General features: G+C 50.4%; 17 protein-coding genes. 8 read left to right on the forward strand and 9 right to left on the reverse strand.

The genetic code is table 11. The features are described from left to right. Entirely contained in the window at nt 1-1,329 is a 1,329-nt protein-coding gene (locus PsAD26_RS21595; protein WP_063312089.1) for an MFS transporter, read from the reverse strand. Nucleotides 1,330-1,548: 219 nt separating this feature from the next. On the opposite strand from PsAD26_RS21595, the gene PsAD26_RS21600 reads away from it, so the two are divergent. Genes PsAD26_RS21600 through PsAD26_RS30065 form a run of 3 tightly spaced genes read left to right on the forward strand, consistent with a single transcriptional unit; the run spans nt 1,549 to nt 3,684 of the window. After that, nucleotides 1,549-1,878: a FeoA family protein gene (locus PsAD26_RS21600; protein ID WP_063312090.1), complete on the forward strand. Its 330-nt coding sequence runs from the start codon at nt 1,549-1,551 to the stop codon at nt 1,876-1,878. Then, nucleotides 1,862-2,830, forward strand: coding sequence for a FeoB small GTPase domain-containing protein (locus tag PsAD26_RS30060; RefSeq protein WP_208985798.1), 969 nt, complete (start codon nt 1,862-1,864; stop codon nt 2,828-2,830). Before PsAD26_RS21600 ends, PsAD26_RS30060 begins: the two co-directional genes overlap by 17 nt. Next, entirely contained in the window at nt 2,782-3,684 is a 903-nt protein-coding gene (locus tag PsAD26_RS30065; protein WP_244278296.1) for a ferrous iron transporter B, read from the forward strand. The genes PsAD26_RS30060 and PsAD26_RS30065 overlap by 49 nt, the downstream gene beginning before the upstream one ends. A 6-nt stretch (nt 3,685-3,690) precedes the next feature. Here PsAD26_RS30065 and PsAD26_RS21610 read toward each other — a convergent pair whose 3' ends face one another. The 6 genes from PsAD26_RS21610 to PsAD26_RS21635 form a co-directional block, all read right to left on the reverse strand. Next, the gene (locus PsAD26_RS21610) at nt 3,691-4,749 is read right to left on the reverse strand and encodes a siderophore-interacting protein (protein WP_063312091.1); all 1,059 of its coding nucleotides are present in this window, start codon (nt 4,747-4,749) and stop codon (nt 3,691-3,693) included. Between the two features lie 38 nt (nt 4,750-4,787). After that, nucleotides 4,788-5,579 (reverse strand): ABC transporter ATP-binding protein, encoded by a 792-nt coding sequence (locus PsAD26_RS21615; protein ID WP_063312092.1) that lies wholly within the window; start codon nt 5,577-5,579, stop codon nt 4,788-4,790. Continuing rightward, nucleotides 5,579-6,619 carry an iron chelate uptake ABC transporter family permease subunit gene (locus PsAD26_RS21620; protein ID WP_063312093.1) on the reverse strand — a complete coding sequence of 347 codons (1,041 nt, stop codon included), beginning with the start codon at nt 6,617-6,619 and terminating at the stop codon, nt 5,579-5,581. The genes PsAD26_RS21615 and PsAD26_RS21620 overlap by 1 nt, the downstream gene beginning before the upstream one ends. Further along, nucleotides 6,616-7,665 (reverse strand): iron ABC transporter permease, encoded by a 1,050-nt coding sequence (locus PsAD26_RS21625; RefSeq protein WP_063312094.1) that lies wholly within the window; start codon nt 7,663-7,665, stop codon nt 6,616-6,618. Before PsAD26_RS21625 ends, PsAD26_RS21620 begins: the two co-directional genes overlap by 4 nt. Then, entirely contained in the window at nt 7,665-8,705 is a 1,041-nt protein-coding gene (locus PsAD26_RS21630) for an iron-siderophore ABC transporter substrate-binding protein (protein ID WP_063312095.1), read from the reverse strand. The genes PsAD26_RS21625 and PsAD26_RS21630 overlap by 1 nt, the downstream gene beginning before the upstream one ends. A gap of 69 nt (nt 8,706-8,774) precedes the next feature. Then, the gene (locus tag PsAD26_RS21635; protein ID WP_063312096.1) at nt 8,775-11,036 is read right to left on the reverse strand and encodes a TonB-dependent siderophore receptor; all 2,262 of its coding nucleotides are present in this window, start codon (nt 11,034-11,036) and stop codon (nt 8,775-8,777) included. Between the two features lie 298 nt (nt 11,037-11,334). On the opposite strand from PsAD26_RS21635, the gene PsAD26_RS21640 reads away from it, so the two are divergent. After that, nucleotides 11,335-11,973 carry a TetR/AcrR family transcriptional regulator gene (locus tag PsAD26_RS21640; RefSeq protein WP_063312097.1) on the forward strand — a complete coding sequence of 213 codons (639 nt, stop codon included), beginning with the start codon at nt 11,335-11,337 and terminating at the stop codon, nt 11,971-11,973. A 125-nt stretch (nt 11,974-12,098) separates the two neighbouring features. Here PsAD26_RS21640 and PsAD26_RS21645 read toward each other — a convergent pair whose 3' ends face one another. Continuing rightward, complete coding sequence (locus PsAD26_RS21645) at nt 12,099-12,746, reverse strand: hypothetical protein (protein ID WP_063312098.1); 648 nt, start codon at nt 12,744-12,746, stop codon at nt 12,099-12,101. A 317-nt stretch (nt 12,747-13,063) separates the two neighbouring features. Between PsAD26_RS21645 and PsAD26_RS21650 the strand changes: the two genes are divergently transcribed. Next, the gene (locus PsAD26_RS21650) at nt 13,064-13,402 is read left to right on the forward strand and encodes a hypothetical protein (RefSeq protein WP_063312099.1); all 339 of its coding nucleotides are present in this window, start codon (nt 13,064-13,066) and stop codon (nt 13,400-13,402) included. Nucleotides 13,403-13,533: 131 nt separating this feature from the next. After that, nucleotides 13,534-15,924 carry an ATP-binding protein gene (locus tag PsAD26_RS21655; RefSeq protein WP_063312100.1) on the forward strand — a complete coding sequence of 797 codons (2,391 nt, stop codon included), beginning with the start codon at nt 13,534-13,536 and terminating at the stop codon, nt 15,922-15,924. A 6-nt stretch (nt 15,925-15,930) separates the two neighbouring features. Here PsAD26_RS21655 and PsAD26_RS21660 read toward each other — a convergent pair whose 3' ends face one another. Further along, nucleotides 15,931-16,638 (reverse strand): response regulator, encoded by a 708-nt coding sequence (locus PsAD26_RS21660; RefSeq protein WP_063312101.1) that lies wholly within the window; start codon nt 16,636-16,638, stop codon nt 15,931-15,933. A gap of 147 nt (nt 16,639-16,785) precedes the next feature. On the opposite strand from PsAD26_RS21660, the gene PsAD26_RS21665 reads away from it, so the two are divergent. Continuing rightward, nucleotides 16,786-17,958: a NapC/NirT family cytochrome c gene (locus PsAD26_RS21665; RefSeq protein WP_063312102.1), complete on the forward strand. Its 1,173-nt coding sequence runs from the start codon at nt 16,786-16,788 to the stop codon at nt 17,956-17,958. Continuing rightward, complete coding sequence (torD, locus tag PsAD26_RS21670; RefSeq protein WP_063312103.1) at nt 17,951-18,634, forward strand: molecular chaperone TorD; 684 nt, start codon at nt 17,951-17,953, stop codon at nt 18,632-18,634. The genes PsAD26_RS21665 and torD overlap by 8 nt, the downstream gene beginning before the upstream one ends. Nucleotides 18,635-18,659: the final 25 nt, after the last annotated feature.

Below are 18,659 nucleotides of genomic sequence, written 5' to 3' on the forward strand. Positions count from 1 at the left end.
CTAAGTTTTTATCGGTGATGTTGTTGAAAGATCTGCATCTTCGGCAGTTTGTTGCCCCTTACCGATGGATGCTTTTTTGAAGAAGTGCATGCTCGCCAAAATACCTGCGACTGAGCAGACAGTCGCGAGCGAGAAGAGGATGCCGTAGCCGGAATGCTGCGCGATAAAGCCAGCAGCTACACTACCCAGCATGTAGACGAATAGATTTGCGCAGCTGAGAATGGTGAAGTCGGTACCAGCTTGCTTGAGCGAACTGACGCGCATGAATGCGCTGTAAAGACCAACAATTTCCATGTAGCGGATGAAGGTGTTGGCGGCAGAAAGGCCAACGAGCACTGCAACTCCGCGATAGTCCAGCAAAGCTACAGATGCATAGCCGAGGAAACACAAAGTCCTCAAAGTGCCAATAAGCCAGAGGAACTGCATCAGGCCAGCTCGTTTGATCAGCACCACAGCAATCGCTGAACCGCCCAAGCCAACGCAAGCGGCTGCACCTCCGCTAACCATTCCGATCTGTGAAAGAGAAAAGCCGAAGTCCACCAGAAACGCTTGCTCAACGCCTTTGACGAGCCCCTCAGGCAGGCGGAACAGCAGTGCAAAGAACAGCAGCATCAACGTGTTGTTGCGTTTCACAAATCCGATGATCGATGGCCGTGGTTTACTTTCTCCATCGACACCTTTGTCTTTCCGTGGGTTTTCTCTGAAGAAAAGCAGTGGCAGCAAAGTGAGAAATGACAGGCCAGCAGCTGTTTTGAGGGCAAAGCTCCATCCCCACAGATCATGCAGGAACAGAGACAGAGAACCACCGATCAGCACGCCTGCAGCAACACTGCCTCCCTGGACTGCATTGCCAAGGGGCTGGTCTTTCGGGGCGAGGTGTTCAACGGCAAAGCCATCTGTCGCAATGTCCTGTGTAGAGGAGGACAGCGCCAGAACCATCAGTAATGGAAACAGGATGTGCAGTTGCTCGGCGACATTGAGTGTTGAAAGGTAAGTGATGATGCCCACGGAGATAAGCTGCATCGGGATGATCCAGCTTCGGCGTCTTCCAAAGGCAGCGAAGGAATAACGATCAACAATTGGCGCCCAGAGGAATTTGATTACCCAGGGCAGCATCAAAAGTGCCATGGAACCGATACTGACGAGGCTGATGCCTTGTGCACGGAAGATCGCTGGCATGGCGGCTGCAACAAGATAAACCGGAATAGCTTGAGCTACATAAAGCCCAGCCAGCACGACAATAACTGAACGGGCGGTACGATCACCTTGCTCGTTTTGTGAAGTTGCGCGCGCCTGCCCTGCAATAAGGACACTGCTGTCGTTAGCCATTTTCTACCTAGCACTCAAAGGCTTGGCTCGAACGAGTCGCTCTGGCTAACCAATCAACATTTTTTAACTAGAGAATTATACTCATATTTTCAATCAATACTTGCAAGTTATTCGCAATTAGATCTTACGGAGCAACTGCAATGTTTTCTGCTTTAGCTAAGTTTTCGCGTTGGCAGCAACACGCTTCTAACCAGTTTGCTGAGAGGTGCTTGTGTATTTATGAGTTTAAACCTCAACTTCATTCTAACGTCCCAAAAGCAGATCATGAGCAGTGCACCCAAAACATTCAGTCTCGATCATCTTCTCAAAGGCGACAGAGCTATTGTGCGAGAGATCGAGAGCGAGGAAACATCTGATGGACGCGCTCTTGTCGTTCGCCTGAACGCACTAGGGATCAATATTGGGAAAGAAGTCAGCGTTATGCGGTTGGCTTGGTTGGGCGGCCCGATGTTGCTTCGGGTCAATCAGGTAACACAGGTTGCGATCCGACGTTCTGAAGCACGTTGCGTTGTTGTGGAGGAGATCAAAGGCGATGAACCCTCGACTTGAGGCAGGTGCCCAGAGTACCCCACGAATTGCACTTATCGGCCAGCCGAACACCGGCAAGTCCATGCTATTTAATCGCATCACCAATGCCCGTGCCTCCGTTGGCAACTGGCCGGGGATCACCGTTAATGTGATGCGCGCCCGTGTTCCATTGGCAGGGCGAAACGTGGAATATGTCGACCTGCCAGGCATTTACAATCTGGAAGGCGGATCGGAAGATGAAGCGGTTGTGAATCGGTTCTTGACGAAATTTCCGATTGATCTGGTTATCATCGTCATCAACGCAGCGCAGATTGAACGACAGATCCTGATGCCTTTGCAGGTGAAGGCACTAGGGCTACCCGCTGTTGTCATGCTCAACATGTGTGATGAAGCTCATAAACTCGGTATCACGTTTGATCTTGAGCAGTTGCAGGATTCTCTCAAGATGCCGGTGGCTTTGATCAGCGCCAAATACGGCACCGGCTTTGACAACGCCATGAAACAAGTCTCGGACAGTTTGAGTTCAGACTTTGCCAGTAAGCCGGTTCTGGCGGACTATGACTCGCTGTTCAAAACACTGATGACCGAGGAAACGCTCGATGATGCTCTGAAAGGCTGCGTAACCCTTCCAAAAATCTGGCCAAAAACACTGACAGAAAAGCTGGATCAGCTGTTCTTGCATCCACTGCTGGGCCTGCCCATGTTCTTCCTCAGCATGCTGGTTATCTTCTCCGTGATCTGGGAGATCGGTCTTCCCTCTCAGGATCTTGTGAGCCGAGGTGCTGATTGGATACAAACCGTACTACTGGAGCCGGGATTGGCCTGGGCGCCCGTCTGGCTCAATAGCTTCCTGATCAATGGCATAGGCTTGGCCTTTCAACAGTCGCATCATTTGTGCCGCTTCTTGTGCTCTTCTTCTTTTGCATGGCCGCGGTTGAAGACAGTGGTTATCTGGCGCGTGCTGCCTTTTTGATGGATGCTCTGATGCGCCGCGTCGGGCTGGATGGGCGTGCCTTCGTGATGCAAATGATGGGGTTCGGTTGCAATGTACCCGCATTAATGGGCACACGGGTCATGCGTACCCGCTCCTTGCGCCTTCTGGCTATGCTTGTTATTCCATTTTCGCTCTGCTCTGCGCGCCTTGCTGTGTTTGTGTTTATCATCAGCGCCACCTTTCCCAGTTCCAAGGGAGCGCTGGTGTTATTCTCCTTTTATGTGATCAGCTTCCTCGCCGCTTTTTCAACGGCTGCCATCTTCAGCTTTTCCAAGCAGTTCAAGAGTCAGGAACCTTTCTTGTTGGAGATACCCCCTTATCGGATCCCAACAGTCAAACAGGTCTTACTCAGAGGCTGGGGGGAGGTGCGCGAGTTCATCAGAAGAGCTTCGCGCTTCATTATCATCGGTTGCATTCTGGTTTGGTTGTTGACGAACCTGCCAGTTGGCGCGGAGGGATTGAGCACCTATGGCGGTCAACTGGGTGTTTTGCTTCAGCCGATCATGGAGCCAATCGGCATCAATCCGTATCTCACACTGGCACTGATCTTCGGTTTCATCGCCAAAGAGATCGTCATCGGGTCATTGTCCACGATCTACGCTTTATCTGCCAGCGGTGTTTCTCAAGCTATTTCGATGAGTGTCACACCGCTGGAAGCTTACAGTTTCTGCCTGTTTTGCCTGCTTTACACACCGTGTCTAACAACCATTGCGACAGTGCACTCCGAAGGCAAGTCCTGGCAGTTCACCAGTTTCTCGCTGATCTTGTCACTAAGCTATGCTTGGCTGGTGTCATTCCTGTTTTATCAAGGCGCAAAACTCTTTGGATTTTAGGAAGACTTATTCCTCTTCCCAAAACCCCGCGATATAGCAGTTGTCGGCTTTGAAGCCGACTTCATTGCGGAAATGTTTGCGCGCTTTCTTCGCAGTTTTCTTTTCAGCAGCAAACCAGAGAAAGGCCTCCTGAACCTCAGGGATTTCTACCTGCTTTGCGGCTTCAAGCAATCCGTCATGACCATCAGCATCCCGATAGATCCATTCAAGGTTCATTGTCTCAGGCAAAGGGATTGGCGCTTCCATACCCTTTTTTGAAACACTGATGATCACCGCGCCTTTTGCGTCTGCGGGAGAGCTTTCCAGAATGCGTGAAATGGCTGGAATGGCTGTTTCATCGCCAGCGAGCAACAAATAGTCAGCTTCAGGAAGCCATCCGCCACCAGGACCAAGCAAACCAACTTTGTCCCCTTCGTTGACACGAGCAGCCCACTCCGCTGTCGGTCCGCCCTCATGCAGGAAGACGTCAAAGTCGATGCTCTGTGCTGACCTGTCGAATTGACGGACTGTATAGACAGGACGCATCAGTTCATGATCGCCCTCAGGCCAGACTGTGCGACCTTTATCATCCCAATAAGGCCAGCGGGCCTCAAAACCCAGGTTTTTCGAGAACAACAGACGGAAGTGCAACCCACCTTCAAAGAAGCGCTCAATGCCCTTCGCTACAACGGTTACCCGTATGAAGTTGAAGCTGAAAGCCGCTGTTCTGACAACCTGAACTTCAAGAAAATTGGGTGGGTGAACGCCTGCTGTAAAATCCCCGCTCCAAACCATCTGAGGTGGAATGTTTATATCAATGTGACCGATCAGATGCTCAATACTCTCTTTCACCAAATGCAGTGCATCTTGGGATGATGCAGAGATCACGAGCTTTGCCTGCCTATCCACTTTCAGAAACTCAACCAGCCCGACAGGAGAACTTACACGGTAGTGCTCGCTGGTGACCTCCTCTAGTGTCAGATTATGAAGCTTTGCTTCAGCTCCAAACAGTTCAATAGCCTTGGCAAACTCGATACCCGGAATGAGGCTTTCAATCTTATGATGTTCTGTTGCTGTGGTTGTCATCAAAGTGCTCTTCTAAATTATTGAAGTCGTTAGTGGCATCAAGCTGGAACAACCAGCGGGGTTCCCTTCACCGGATCAGGCATCACATAGCACTCCAGACCAAAGGTTGATTTCATGATGTCTTGTGTAATGACCTTGTCAGCACTGCCCTGCGCTTCGATTTGCCCGTTCTTCATCACCACAAGATGATGAGCATAGCGTGCTGCGAGGTTGATATCGTGCAACACAGCGACGATCGTCATTTGCTGTTCTTCATTGCATCGCTTCAACAACTCAAGCAGTTCAATCTGGTGTGCAAGGTCAAGAAAAGTCGTTGGTTCATCCAGCAGCAACAGATCAGTCTCCTGTGCCAGTGCCATTGCAATCCAGACACGTTGCCGCTGACCGCCAGACAGCGAACTGAAAGCTTTGTCACGCAGCTCAGTAATTTTTGTCATGTCCATCGCATTTTGAATGGCCACTTCATCCTGCCGCGACCATTGCCGCCAGACGGACTGGTGAGGCGTACGACCGCGGCTTACAAGATCACCAACCGTGATACCTTCGGGTGCAACAGGCATCTGGGGCAAAATACCGAGGCGCTTGGCCACCCCGCGTGTAGGCTGCTTGTGGATGGATTTACCATCCAGCAACACAGTACCCGCACTCGGCTTTTCTAATCGAGCCAATGACCGCAGGAGTGTCGATTTTCCGCAGGCATTTGGGCCAATCACAACCGAAATCTGCCCTTTCGGGATTGCCAGATTAAAGTCCTTAAGGACAACATGCGATCCAAACGAAAGCCCTAGATCCTTGACTTCCAGCGGCGTGTTTTCTTGAGGCTCAAGCATTAGATGAGGTTCCGTTTTGCCTGCCGGGCAAGCAACCAAATAAGATAGGGAGCACCGATAAGAGCTGTAAAAACACCCGTCGGCATTTGAAAAGCTGCAACCAATGTGCGTGCAGCGGTGTCAGATAACAACGTGACGATAATACCAATCCCAGCTGCAAGGATAAGCGCTGACGATGGAGTTCTGGAAAGCTGGCGAGCTATGGGGCCAGAGACAAAGGCCACAAAAGGGATTGGGCCAGCAACCGCAACAGCTGTTGCTGTCATGACCACAGCAACAGCAACCAGAAACAACCGCAGGCCATTCACTTTGAGGCCCAAGCCCGCTGCTAGGTCCTCATCGAAGGCGAGCCTGTCCAAAAAGTACTGCAGCACAACACCCAGTGCGCCCAGAACAACAAATGCGATGGCAACCGGTGCTATGTCTTCGCGTTGCACCTGCCCAAGACTACCGACGAGCCATTTTGCCATATCAGAAGCGCGCTGAATATCAAGCTGAGACATGAGAAAATCAGCACAGGCCAGCAGAGTGAACCCAATACCAATGCCAACCATGATCAACCGGAACAGATCCAGCCCGCGGTGCCAGGACAGTGCGACCACAAGAAGCGCCGTCAACACTCCACCAGCCACCGCCCCCCAAAACACATAGGCAGCAGATCCAAACAGGAAGATCGTCAACAATGCACCAAACGCAGCGCCTGCGTTGAACCCAAGCACATCCGGCGATGCCAGCGGATTACGCATAAGTGCCTGAAAGATTGCGCCGGACATGCCCATAAGACCGCCCACAAACACTCCAACGAGAATACGCGGCATCCGCACATCCAGAAGGATGAGCTGGTCCACACCGCCTTCTCCGCTGAAGAACAGCGGAACGATACGGTTTACTGAGATTGGATAAGCTCCAAGCCAATGCGCAGCAAACAGTGCAATTAAGCTGAGTACCAGCAAGACTGCACCCACCACAGCACTGCGCTTACGCATGAGCAATGCACCGCCGGGTAACGGGACGACGAGATGATGACCGAGTAACTTCATGGAGACATCATCCTTGTTTTTCTGAGGAGATAGACGAAGAACGGACCACCTACTAATGCCACTGTGACGCCAATTTGCAGCTCACGACCTTCAAGCACTATTCGGCCAAGAATGTCTCCGGACAGCACAAACAACGCACCCAGCAGAGCTGAGAACAGCAACAACCAAGCGCTGTCCGCTCCACTGAAGCGTCGCGCCACATGCGGCACAACAAGCCCCACAAATGCAACAGGTCCTGCCAAAGCGACAGATCCACCTGAGAGACAGACCACAGCAAACAAACTCAACGCCTTCACAAGACCCATTTTAGTGCCAAGTGATTTCGCTAAATCCTCCCCAAGCGAAAGTGCATTCAACCAGCGCCCGAGGAGAACGCAGGCGAGAAAGCCAGCTGCAAAGAACGGCCAAAGTTGGAACAAGATCTCCGGCTTGACGCCTTGTAATGAGCCAACCACCCAGAAGCGATAGGTTTCCAGCGTTTGCTGACTGACCAGCAGTACACCACGCACCAATGCCAAAAGGAATGAGCTGACAGCCGCACCCGCCAAAGCCATGCGCAAGGGGCTGGCACCGCCCTGCCCCAGATTGGCAAGCCCATACACCGTAATGCTCACCACAAACGCACCCACCATTGCTGGCCAGATGAACATCCCGGCAGCAGAAATACCTGCTCCCCAAATGGAAAGCACAACGGCCATAGAGGCACCCGCATTCACTCCAAACAATCCCGGATCAGCCAACGGATTGCGCGTCACGATCTGCATGATGGCACCAGCCATTGCCAGAGACGCGCCGATCAACAGCGCCCCAATGAGCCGCGGCACACGCATTTCCATAATCACGATATGATCCGGATTGCTTAGATCGGTTGCCAATAAAGCATCACTGATTGCTGAGAGCGGAACTGCACGCACACCTGCACCAAGCGAAGCGACAGATAACACAGCCAGGATCAGCAAAAACAGGAGCGACCAACCACCACGAGATCTACCGGAAACAACAGAACCATCAGCAGTTCCAACACGTTGAGCAGCTTCAACAAACATCACCGCCCCTCCATTTGCTGTGCACGGGTGATGCCTGCCTCAACCGACGTCGCAACAGGTGTTGCCGGGTCACCATCAATCGCCGCCGCGATCAACGGTTCCAGCTGATCCAACGCAAAGTTCAGGCTCAGCGGTGAAGAATGCGAGAGCGCAGCAGCAATCATCGGCGTCGCCACCACCTCGCGCCCTTCTTTGTAAGCCCTCATGGTTGGGCGTAAGCGCAAGGTGTTGATTTGAGTGGCTCCTGAGCCAAAGTCGAGCCAGATCAGCACATCCGTATCAATCGGATCCAAATCCTCTGGCGAGACACGAACATAAAAAAGATCGCTGCGAACAAGCGCCTCAACTTTTTCGGAGACAACAAACCCAAGATCGCTCAGGAAACGTCCACGCAAATCTGACGAAGGATAGGCCCCAATATCACCGGGCCACACAACCACAGCAGACTTGTCGAGCCATGCCGGATTGCGTTTCTTAATGGCCGCAAAACGCGCTTCCAGATCCAGCACCACCTGCTCACCTTTTTCAGGCTGTCCAACAGCTTTCGCGATTGTACGCGTCATCTGCTGCCACGGCGTGCCGTAATGCCCGAAACGTTCTTCAGGCACGAGAACGGGCGCAATCTGCGAAAGTATCTTGTACTGAGAACGGGTCATTCCAGACCACAAACCCAAGATCAGATCAGGTTTCAGAGCAGCGATCTGCTCCACATTGATCTCACCCCACATGACTGTCGGCTTAGCATCCCCCAGAGCGGGCTGCGCCCAAGGCCAAACACCGCTCGGATAATTGCCATACCAACGCCGAAGCGCTACCGGCTTCACTCCCAACGCCAAAAGGAAGTCATGCCCAATGAAACTGACAGAAACGATCCGCTTGGGCTCTGCTGTGACTGTCGTTGTCCCATACTGATGCTCAAAAACCACCGGAAACTCAGCAGCTCTCGTCTGCTGAACGCCCAGCAGGCTTACAGCAAGACACAGTAAACCGCTGTACAACAACAGCTCTATCTTCTTGATGCATGCGTGGATGGTTTGCATGTCACTCTCACAAAACCAGCCACGGACCGTAAAGCCCGTGGCATTAACGTATTTACTGATTGAGAAACTCTAGAAAGTACTGGTCAACTGCAACCGCAGCTCACGTCCCTTGCCATAAGTGCAGTTATGGGAGTCCACATCTATACCTGCAGGCAACGGAAAACTGGAAAGTACAGCCTTACCGCAGTGGCTAATGTAAGATTTGTCCGCCAGGTTTTTGCCTGTCAAAGATACTTTGAAATTCTTGTATTGATAATTTACGGACGCATCAAACAAGCTCACAGGATCCAACTCAATCGAATTTCTTACATCACCGTAACGCTCACCTAGGTAGCGCATTCCTGCTGCAATACTGAGACCATCAAGCCTACTGCTTTCATTGAAATCATACTTCAACCAAAATGAACCGGAGTGCTCAGGAATACGTTCAAGCTGATTTCCAACCAAATTTGACTTATCAGATTTGGTAATCTCAGAATTCAAGTAGGAGTAACTCGCCAAAGCGGAGAAGCCATCGAACAGCTCAACAGACGCTTCTGCTTCCAATCCCTTGACCACAACTTCGCCCACTTGAGTATTACCAAGCAAGTATTCTGGATCTGCGATCACAGCATTGTCTTTTGTAATTTGGAATGCAGCTAATGTGAACAAGCCATTGAAATCGCTTGGCGAGTATTTCAAGCCTACTTCAACTTGCCTCGCTGTTTCAGGCTCAAACACCGTCTTGGTTACGTTATCAACCCCAGACGGCGGCGCATCAAACGACGTTCCGTAGCTTGCATAAGGAGTGAGGCCAAAATCACTCACGTATGATAGACCAACACGCCCAGTAAATGCTCTGTCATAAGTCTTTTCATGAGTTCGAACAGCCCCAGGCTGAGCTTGAAGGCTCTGGGTGTCCATTTCGAGCCAGTCATGACGCAAATTCACATCGAGCCGGAAGTTATCATAGATTTTTGAGTTGGCGGCAGCGTAGAGGCCTGTTTGTGTAACCGACTGGTTCTGGTATCCGGTGTAATGACCAACAAGATAGGCGCTTGAAGGAGGTAAAAGGCTAGGCAAAAGATTTGTCTTCTTGCCAGTAAAGAGATTTTTCTCGCCTGTGTACCCGCTTCCTAAATCCGCATCAGAATTGCCCTTGTAAAAATCAAGACCAAAGAGGAATTGAGTGTCCACCGCGCCAAAGTTGGCATCATAGAGAACCGATGTATCGACGGAACCCTGCCAACCTTCTTCTTCCACCTCATTAGCAATTAACACAACGGTGTCTACGCCCGGCGTACCATCAAGATTCAAAGCCCCACCATTATAGGCTCCGTCATAACTGATCTTGTTGTAGGCTAAACGTGCTTTTTGAAGAACCTTCAAATTATCAGCAAAAGCATGCTCAAACTCATAACCAACATAATGCTGGTCACGGTTCAGCCCTTTGCGATCCGGATCACCCGCAAATGTGTCGTAGTCGAAACTACCCTGACTGTTTGAGAGCAGAGTTCCATGTTGCGGTAGAATCTGCCAGCTCTCACCCTGAAAATCTTTCTGGTATTGAGCCAGCAATGTAAGTTTTGTGTTGTCGCCAAGCTTCGCAGTTATAGATGGAGCAAAATAGAGCCGGTCATCATTCACATGATCCACTTGGGTATCTGACAAACGGCCAACTCCAACCAACCGATAGCTAATTGGAGAATCTTCTGAGAGGGAACCTGTTACGTCTGCAGCAAGTTGTTTCCGGTTGTTGTTTCCGTAGGTCGCTTGCAAAATCGCAGAAAAATCTTCTTGCGGCCGTTTTGTGACAGTGTTGATCAAGCCACCAGGCTGGTTCGCACCAAACAAATCGGAGGAAGGGCCACGTAACACTTCAACGCGCTCAACTCCAAATGGCTCAATGTTCCAGCCACCCCAAGCAAAAATTCGCAAAGGCAGCCCATCACGGTAGTTAAGCCCGCCAACAGCACTTTCGAACCCACGAATTGCGTAGTTATCGTAGCGCAGATCAAATCCGTAAATTGCAGGTACAACACCCGCGCTATAGGAGATCGCATCCACAATAGATTCTGCGCCCTGATCTTCCATCTGCTGAGAGGAAACCACCGAAACAGAACGTGGCGTTTCCTCGATCGGCAAACCAATACGGCCTGCACTCGCTGTCTCAGTTGGGACATAACCCAGGGTCGGTGCCAACGCGTCTTCGGCAACGGAAGAGCCGTATACAACAACCTCATCCAGATCCTGATTGGGAGGTCCCGCCTCTTGCGCATTCGCAATTCCAGCCAACAGCAGCAAGCTAATGGAGGAGCCAGACAGAAGCGCAGACTTGTAGTGGATGCCCATGTTTCAAACACCTATCCCACTGATAATCGCTCCAAAGATGTCTGGCTTCTGGCTTGACGGTTAATTTGGATGGAGCGCAATCATTTGATTTTTCAAAATTTTTAGAAATTGCGACAGCTTCCAGCCTAACGATCAAAAAGTTGAGCAATAACTCGATTTTCAATCTAGTAGATAACATGACTATATAAGTCAAGATATTTAGTGAGTATATCTGCTAATTCTTTTTTAAAGGGCTTGCCTCCGGAAATCTTGTTGGGCAGAACACAGGGAAGCGAGATTTACAAAGGACAGCCAGACCATGCCATCCATGAACGCGCAATCACTCGCTTTGCGAAAGAAAGCCAAACAACAGCGCTCACGTGAAAAGATCGAACTGATCCTGCAGACAACATTGGATATGCTGAGCGAAGGCCAGATTGATCGGATCAACACCAATGAGATTGCCCGCCGCGCTGGTGTCAGTGTGGGCTCGCTCTACAATTTCTTCCCCAACAAGCAATCCATTCTTTATGAGTTGTTTCGCCGTTGGCTGGAAAACGCTCTCACCGGGCTTGATGAACTGGATACCCGCTACTATGGCAGCGAGCCGATCCGGGATTACATCGACGACATGTTCGAGCAAATGGCAATCAATGCCCAAGCCAACACTGCAGGGCATTGGCAGCTGCGCCGCTCCATGAACTCATCCAAAGAGCTGTCAGAGCTTGAAGAAGCGCACATGGACCAAATTCTGGCCCGCTTCATCCGTATTCAGGAAAAGTTTGGCCGCCAGCTACCAACCAATCCTCAGCGTCTCGCCTATCTCCAAAACCTCATCAGCGTCTCCTGCCTCAACATCGTCGCCCTCACAGCAGACGAACAAGAACGCAAAACCGTAATGCACTGGTGCAAAAACCTGCTCTATCTTGTGTTTGATGTTGAGAGGTTGGAGCAATGATAGTCTCTATCATGCTGAAGGCTGGCGACTTTTTTGCACATAAGGCACCATGCATCTCCTATTAAGGAGAGATAATTAGCCCCTGCAAATAAGCATCACCAAACAATGGATATATCCTACCTACCTCAGTTCTCACCATCCAGATCTATCGGATCGCTGTCAAACGATAGGCCTGGGACAAGCGCTACAGAACCGTCCTTTTCTTCCTTTCCTGCCAGTGACAGATACAGGGTTCCCATCGAACCCACTTCCATGATCGCGAAGAGATAGGGATCGTCCAAGGTTCCCGTTCCGGTTGGGTGGTCCAGGTGACCAGTTACGAGGCCAACCAGTGCGGCTCCCCATGCTTTTAGAGTTTTGCGGTCTCCGGCAACTTTTTGAACCCAGTTTTCAATGGTTTCAGGCACGTCTCCACCATTCGTGATCAGCGAGAGCCAGTCAATGGCAGGCACTTCACCCAGATCGCCGACATGGCCTCCAAAACCGATAGCTGGAAAAAGAAACGGGTTCCATTTGCTGAATTTCTCAGCGACGTTTTCGGCCTTGTCAGTACCACCTGTCTTCAAGGCATTGAGCGCATCTTTCAGGCATCCATTGAGATCTTTGCTGACAGTCTTTAGCTGCTTACGCAATTGAGCAACTGGGTCTTTCAGCCAGTCTTTATTGAGTTTGTATTTTACAGGATCTTTTCCCTCAGGAAGAAGCAACCCAACCAGAAGTCCAAATTCCAGAGTTGCAGCATCCAGCTCATCCGCTCCTATTGTTTTTTTCATACCAAACTCCTCACGATAACTGCATTAAAACACTTGTGAGGAATGACGAGAGCCTGACGACCACGTGAATATCTGGACCTTTAAAACTCAGCAGATGGTTAAAGAATGAGAAACCCATCCACATGAAGGTGCCCTTCATCAGCAAGTTCAACACTGATGAAGCTATTAAAGTTCTCATAGAAGTGTCTGGCGAGGCTTAGGGAGCGGCTTACCTCAATCCCAATGGGCAACGCATACCACCTCTTTTTGTGGCTAGATCATAATTACATATCGCCATAGGCACGATCGCATGCTCCCCCAGAACGAGGAGACCTGTAATGAGCTTGGAAAACCCAAACGCTGGTGAAGATGTAAATGCTCTTGAAGGGATTATGAGCACCTATCACTCAGAAATCGCAGACAACACCATTTTGCTGGCAGAACTGGCCAAACTTAAAGATTTTCTGGAACACAGCGGCCAGCACTCCTTAAAAGAGCGCTTACAGGTCTTCGATCATATTATCGAAGAACTTCAAGAAAACTCAGGTGATCATCTTCGCATGACGGAAGAAAGCCCTCAACTGGATCACAACGAGATGGAAGCCAACCGTCATTTGGATGAGCAGGAAACCTTAAGGGACGCGCTGAACAGGTTCGGTTCCCGCTACCTGAACTGACTTCGAGCGCAAAACACTCAAAAGCATCACCAACTATGAAGTGCTGCGTACGCCCCAGCACGTAGCACAGCAGTTTTAATTTGACCGTCCCTTCCCTTCGTATCATGCCTGAAAGCAGGACGGAGGCTGTCATGCATGTGCTGCGAAATCTGATTTTAGAAAATGAAAACACACTGATAGACCGCATATTCTTTTATGCCAAAAGTCAGGGTTACACGCAGTACACAGCCACACTGCGGGAGGCATGGCGAATATCAGTTGAAGGCCTCTCGAAATCCATCGTCAAAGCGATGGAGTGTTATGACACACCGCCTGAAATTGGTGTCAGCTCCGATTTCTCCAATCATCCCTTTGCTGCATTTGGCGTAAAGCAAGCCAAGAGCCACCGATCCAGAGGTGTAACACTGGGCTATTTCCTCGGTCTGACAAAGTACTACCGCAGCGCTTATCTGGACCTGCTGGAAACACAAGGGTTTTCAGAGACAGATAGTGCCAGATATCGCGCCTACTTACTGCGCTATTTCGATTTCATGGAACTTGGGTTTTCAACGGAATGGAGTGGTGTTGCAGAAGATAAAAAACTGCATGAGGCTTATGAAGAAAACCGACGTATCACCAATGAGAAGAACAAGTACCTCACCATCCTGGAGAGCTTGAGCGACCCAATCGTGTTGATGGACGAGGACGGCAAGGTCAATGATCTCAATTATGCAGCACAAGCTGTTTTCTGCGGGTTGCAGAACACCAACATCAAATACGTCAACGCCGCGACACGAGAACTGCTGACAAACCAGCTACAGGCGTACTTGCCGCAAAAGCTGGAAAGCTGCTTTACAGACATCACGCTGGACACCGCAATTGGTTCGCGCGTTTTTGATATTCGCGCCCAACATATTGTCGACTTTAGCCGCAAGTTTCCAGGCATGATCCTTATTCTCAATGATGTCACCGATCATAAAAAAGCCAAGGAAGAAGCCGAAGCGGCCAACAGCGCCAAGTCCACGTTCCTCGCTTCCATGAGTCACGAAATCAGAACGCCGCTGAACGGTGTGCTTGGATTAGCAGATCTCCTTAAAGATACAGACCTGAAACCAGAGCAGCACCGTTATCTGGACGGCATCATCTCTTCCAGCGAAATGCTGCGCTCGATCCTCAACGATGTGCTGGATTACTCTAAGGTGGAAGCAGGTTCACTGGAACTGGAGACCGTCGATTTTAAAATCCGACAAGTCATCAAGCAAGTCATCGATTTGACACAACAAGACGCGGAGACCAAAGGCCTACGGCTTCACATAGATGTACATCCGCAGGTTCCAGAGATACTGCGAGCTGATCCCACCAAGATCAGGCAGATCCTTTTGAATTTCGTTAGCAATGCCATCAAGTTTACCAATACAGGGTCCATCACCATCAGTGTACATATTCCTGAAAGCAAGATCCGTCAGGCAAGATGTCTTCAGATCATGGTGACGGATACTGGAGTGGGTCTGCCCACCGGAGATCACGGCTATCTGTTTGAACCATTTGTACAGCAAAACGCCGCGATCAGTCGCTTATTCGGAGGAACTGGTCTCGGTCTTGCAATCTCAAAACGGCTGGTCAACGCGATGGGCGGCGAAATCGGTTGCCGCTCTAACCAAACTCAGGGCGCAAGCTTCCACTTCACCATTCCGTTCTACGAAACGGATCAAACTGTCAGCGTCATTGAAGATAAGCAGGAGACCTGGAAGCCGAAAAAACTGAAAATCTTGTTGGTTGAAGACAATAAGGTCAATCAGTTAGTGACTGAAGGCTTTCTCGAAAAGGCAGGCCATAGATGTTGCACAGTTGGCAGCGGGGAAGATGCATTGGCCCAGTTGAACAAGCACCACTTCGATCTGGTGCTCATGGACAATCGTATGCCCGGCCTAAGTGGCACAGATACCATCGCCCGCATCCGAGCTTCTCACTATCATCACATCTCAAGCATTCCTGTTATTGTACAAAGCGCCTGCATCTTCCTGGCTGATATCGAGAAGAGCTTCACTGCTGGTGCCGATGGGTTCCTTGGCAAGCCGTATTCCCAAGAGGACCTTGAGGATGCCATCGCCTCCGGCCTCTCTGACAGAGCCATGTTTGCACGTAAATCCCGACAGACATTGCAGGAACAACCCACAGAACTCATTGATACAACAGTGTTACGTGGTCATTTCGAGATGTTGGGAGAAGTCCGCGTTAAACGCATTGTCGATGCATATATAAAAACGTCGCGTTTCATCATTCCAGAGCTGCGAAACCACATCGCAACCCAAAACTTTTCCAAGATCAGAGACAAGGCGCACAGTATGAAAGGCGCTTCACATAATGTGGGCCTCATTCATACCGCTGATCTCGCAGAGCAGTTGGAACACGCAGCTCAAAACGAGGAGAAACACAAAACTATGGAGATCTTCAGCGCTCTGGAGGTGACCTATACAGCCTCAAAGCACAAGTTGAACGAAACCTGGCTCAGTTGCCTGACGAAAACGTCGACAAGCCCATAAGCGCCTTCAGTACGCGCCAGTAAACACGTAGCCCACACCATGCACGGTCATGATCAAAGATGGATCTTTGGGGTTAAGCTCGATCTTACGACGCAACCGGCCAATCAGCACGTCAACAGTACGATCACTTGGATCCCATTCCCGATGGTTCAGGTGATCCAGCAGATTATCACGAGTGAGCACACGGCCCTTGTTCTCAACCAGCGCAGAGAGCAACTCAAATTCGCCGCGTGTCAGTCGAACATCTTCTCCTTTAGGAGACTGAAGCCCGCGCTTGTCCAAGTCCAGAACCCAGCCTGAGAAACTCAACACGCGCTCATCAACAGCGGCAGGCACCCGCCCTGCCCTCACCCGGCGCAGCAAATTTTTGGAACGAGCCAACAACTCACGCGGGTTGAACGGCTTAATCACATAATCGTCCGCTTCCATTTCAAGCGCAACAATCCGGTCCACATCATCCGTTCGGCCTGTTACCATGATGATTCCGACGTCCGACTTCTTTCGCACATCCTTCAAAAGCGTCAGGCCATCATCATCTGGCAGACGAATATCAAGCATAATCAGGTCTACATCTCCGCCAGCAAATACCGAACGCATTTGCGCACCGTCTTCTGCTTCAGAAACACGGTATCCTTCAGTTTCAAAGTATCCAGAAAGTGCCACGCGGCTGGTCAGGTCATCATCAACGACCAGTATATGTGCCTTGTTTGTCATATGCTTGTTGTCGGCTTGTGTGTTTACATCATGTTTACACCATTCTACACCCCGTTCATATTTCCTCCAAACGCTATTTACAACCTTAGTCTAATTCTCTGAGCATTGAACGGACCGACTTGTCCGAGAGTGCAAAAGAGATAGAAGATGAATATCTGGCGACTCCTGCGGACGAAAACCGCAATATTTCCAATAAGCTTATTACTGTTCGGCACATTTGCAGGTGGCGTCGTGTTCTGGGGCGGTTTCCATACCGCAATGGACTACACAAACACTCTGGAGTTCTGCATCTCGTGTCATGAAATGCGCAGCACCGTCTACGAGGAGTACAAGAAATCTCCGCACTTCTCGAATGCATCCGGTGTTCAGGCAGTCTGTTCAGATTGCCACGTGCCCAAAGAAACTTACCCAAAGATCATTCGCAAGATCGAAGCTGCCAAAGAGGTCTACTCCAAACTCACTGGTAAGATCGATACCAAGGAGAAGTTTGAAGCCCATCGCCTGACCATGGCTAAAAGTGTCTGGGCAGAGATGGAAGCCAACGACTCCCAGCAATGCCGCAACTGTCACAAGCAAAGCTCCATGGACTTTGCAAAGCAGCACCCCAAAGCCTCTGAAACCATGCAGAAGGGCTTCAAGGACGGCGAAACCTGCATCTCCTGCCACAAAGGCATCGCTCACAAACTACCAGACATGTCTCAGGGCTACAAAGCTATGTATGACGAGCTCAAGGCCCTGTCAGTAAGCGAAGGCGCAACAGCAGAGCATCTTTACGCCATCACAAGCAAACCCTTCTTCGTTGATCAATCCAAGGCGAAAAGCAACGGCAAAAGCGACGGTCGCATTCTGGGCGGAACCGACGTCACCATTCTGGAGCGCCGAGGCGAATTGCTCAAAGTCCGCATTGCCGGTTGGCAGCAAGATCAGGTGGACCGGGTGATCTATGCCCTCAGAGGTCAGCGTATTTTCTCCGCCACAGTTGGCAAGAAGGTAACTGACAAAATCGAACGCTTGAAAACCGAAGTTGATCCGGACACTGAGCTCACATGGCATCAAGTACAAATCGATACATGGGTCTCAAAGGAAAACCTGATTTCAGATGGAGAACAGCTCTGGAGCTACACCAAAGAAATGTATGGCGCGGCCTGCTCAACATGCCATGGCCTGCGCGATCCTGAGCACTTCCTCGCCAACCAATGGATCGGCTCTCTGAAAGCCATGAAGCGCTTCATTTCGCTGGACAAAGAGCAATACCGCATCTTGCAGAAATACCTGCAGCTCAACGCAAAAGACACAGGTGGGAGTAAAGCTCATGGGTAAACACGACACCATCATCCTGTCCAACAACGATAGGTCTCTGGTCTACCGTTGGCTGGCAAGCTTCTTCACCAGCGAAGTGAAAATAGAAACTCTGGAGAGCTACAGCTCTCCAGAAGGCCGAGCCCTTTTGGATGTCTTCTCACTGGCACCAGCTCTAGCACCATTTACGGGCGAGCTCACCAAACTGACAGAACTGCCCCGCGAGAGCTATCAGGCCAAGGTACTCGATCTGGCAACCGCGTACTCCCGTCTGTTTTTAGGCGTTGGCGGACAACATTCTGCACCTCCTTACGAGTCAGCCTATTACAACGAAAAAGGCACACTCTTCCAAAAGCCGACAGCAGACATAAACAAGATCCTTCAGGACCTGGGCATCTCCATCGAAAACTCGCTGAAAGAACCAGCTGATCACCTCGGTGTCCAACTCAACGTATTGGCGGAATACATCGACCGCGAAGCACTGGCCGAAGCCAACGGTAATCATGAGACCGCGTACACCTCACATCAGAACCAGATCCGGTTCCTCTCGAACCATCTTCTGAACTGGGTGCCCTCTTTTTGCGAGAGCTGCAATCGCTTTGACAAGTCAGATTTTTACAAAGAACTGGCCAATGCCCTCAGCGCCTGGCTTGCCATGGATCTTGCTCGCTTGAATGAGGCAAAGACCACCACCTGACCAACTCCATTTACAACCTGTTTAC

The organism is Pseudovibrio sp. Ad26 (assembly GCF_001623285.1).
Lineage (GTDB): Bacteria > Pseudomonadota > Alphaproteobacteria > Rhizobiales > Stappiaceae > Pseudovibrio > Pseudovibrio ascidiaceicola.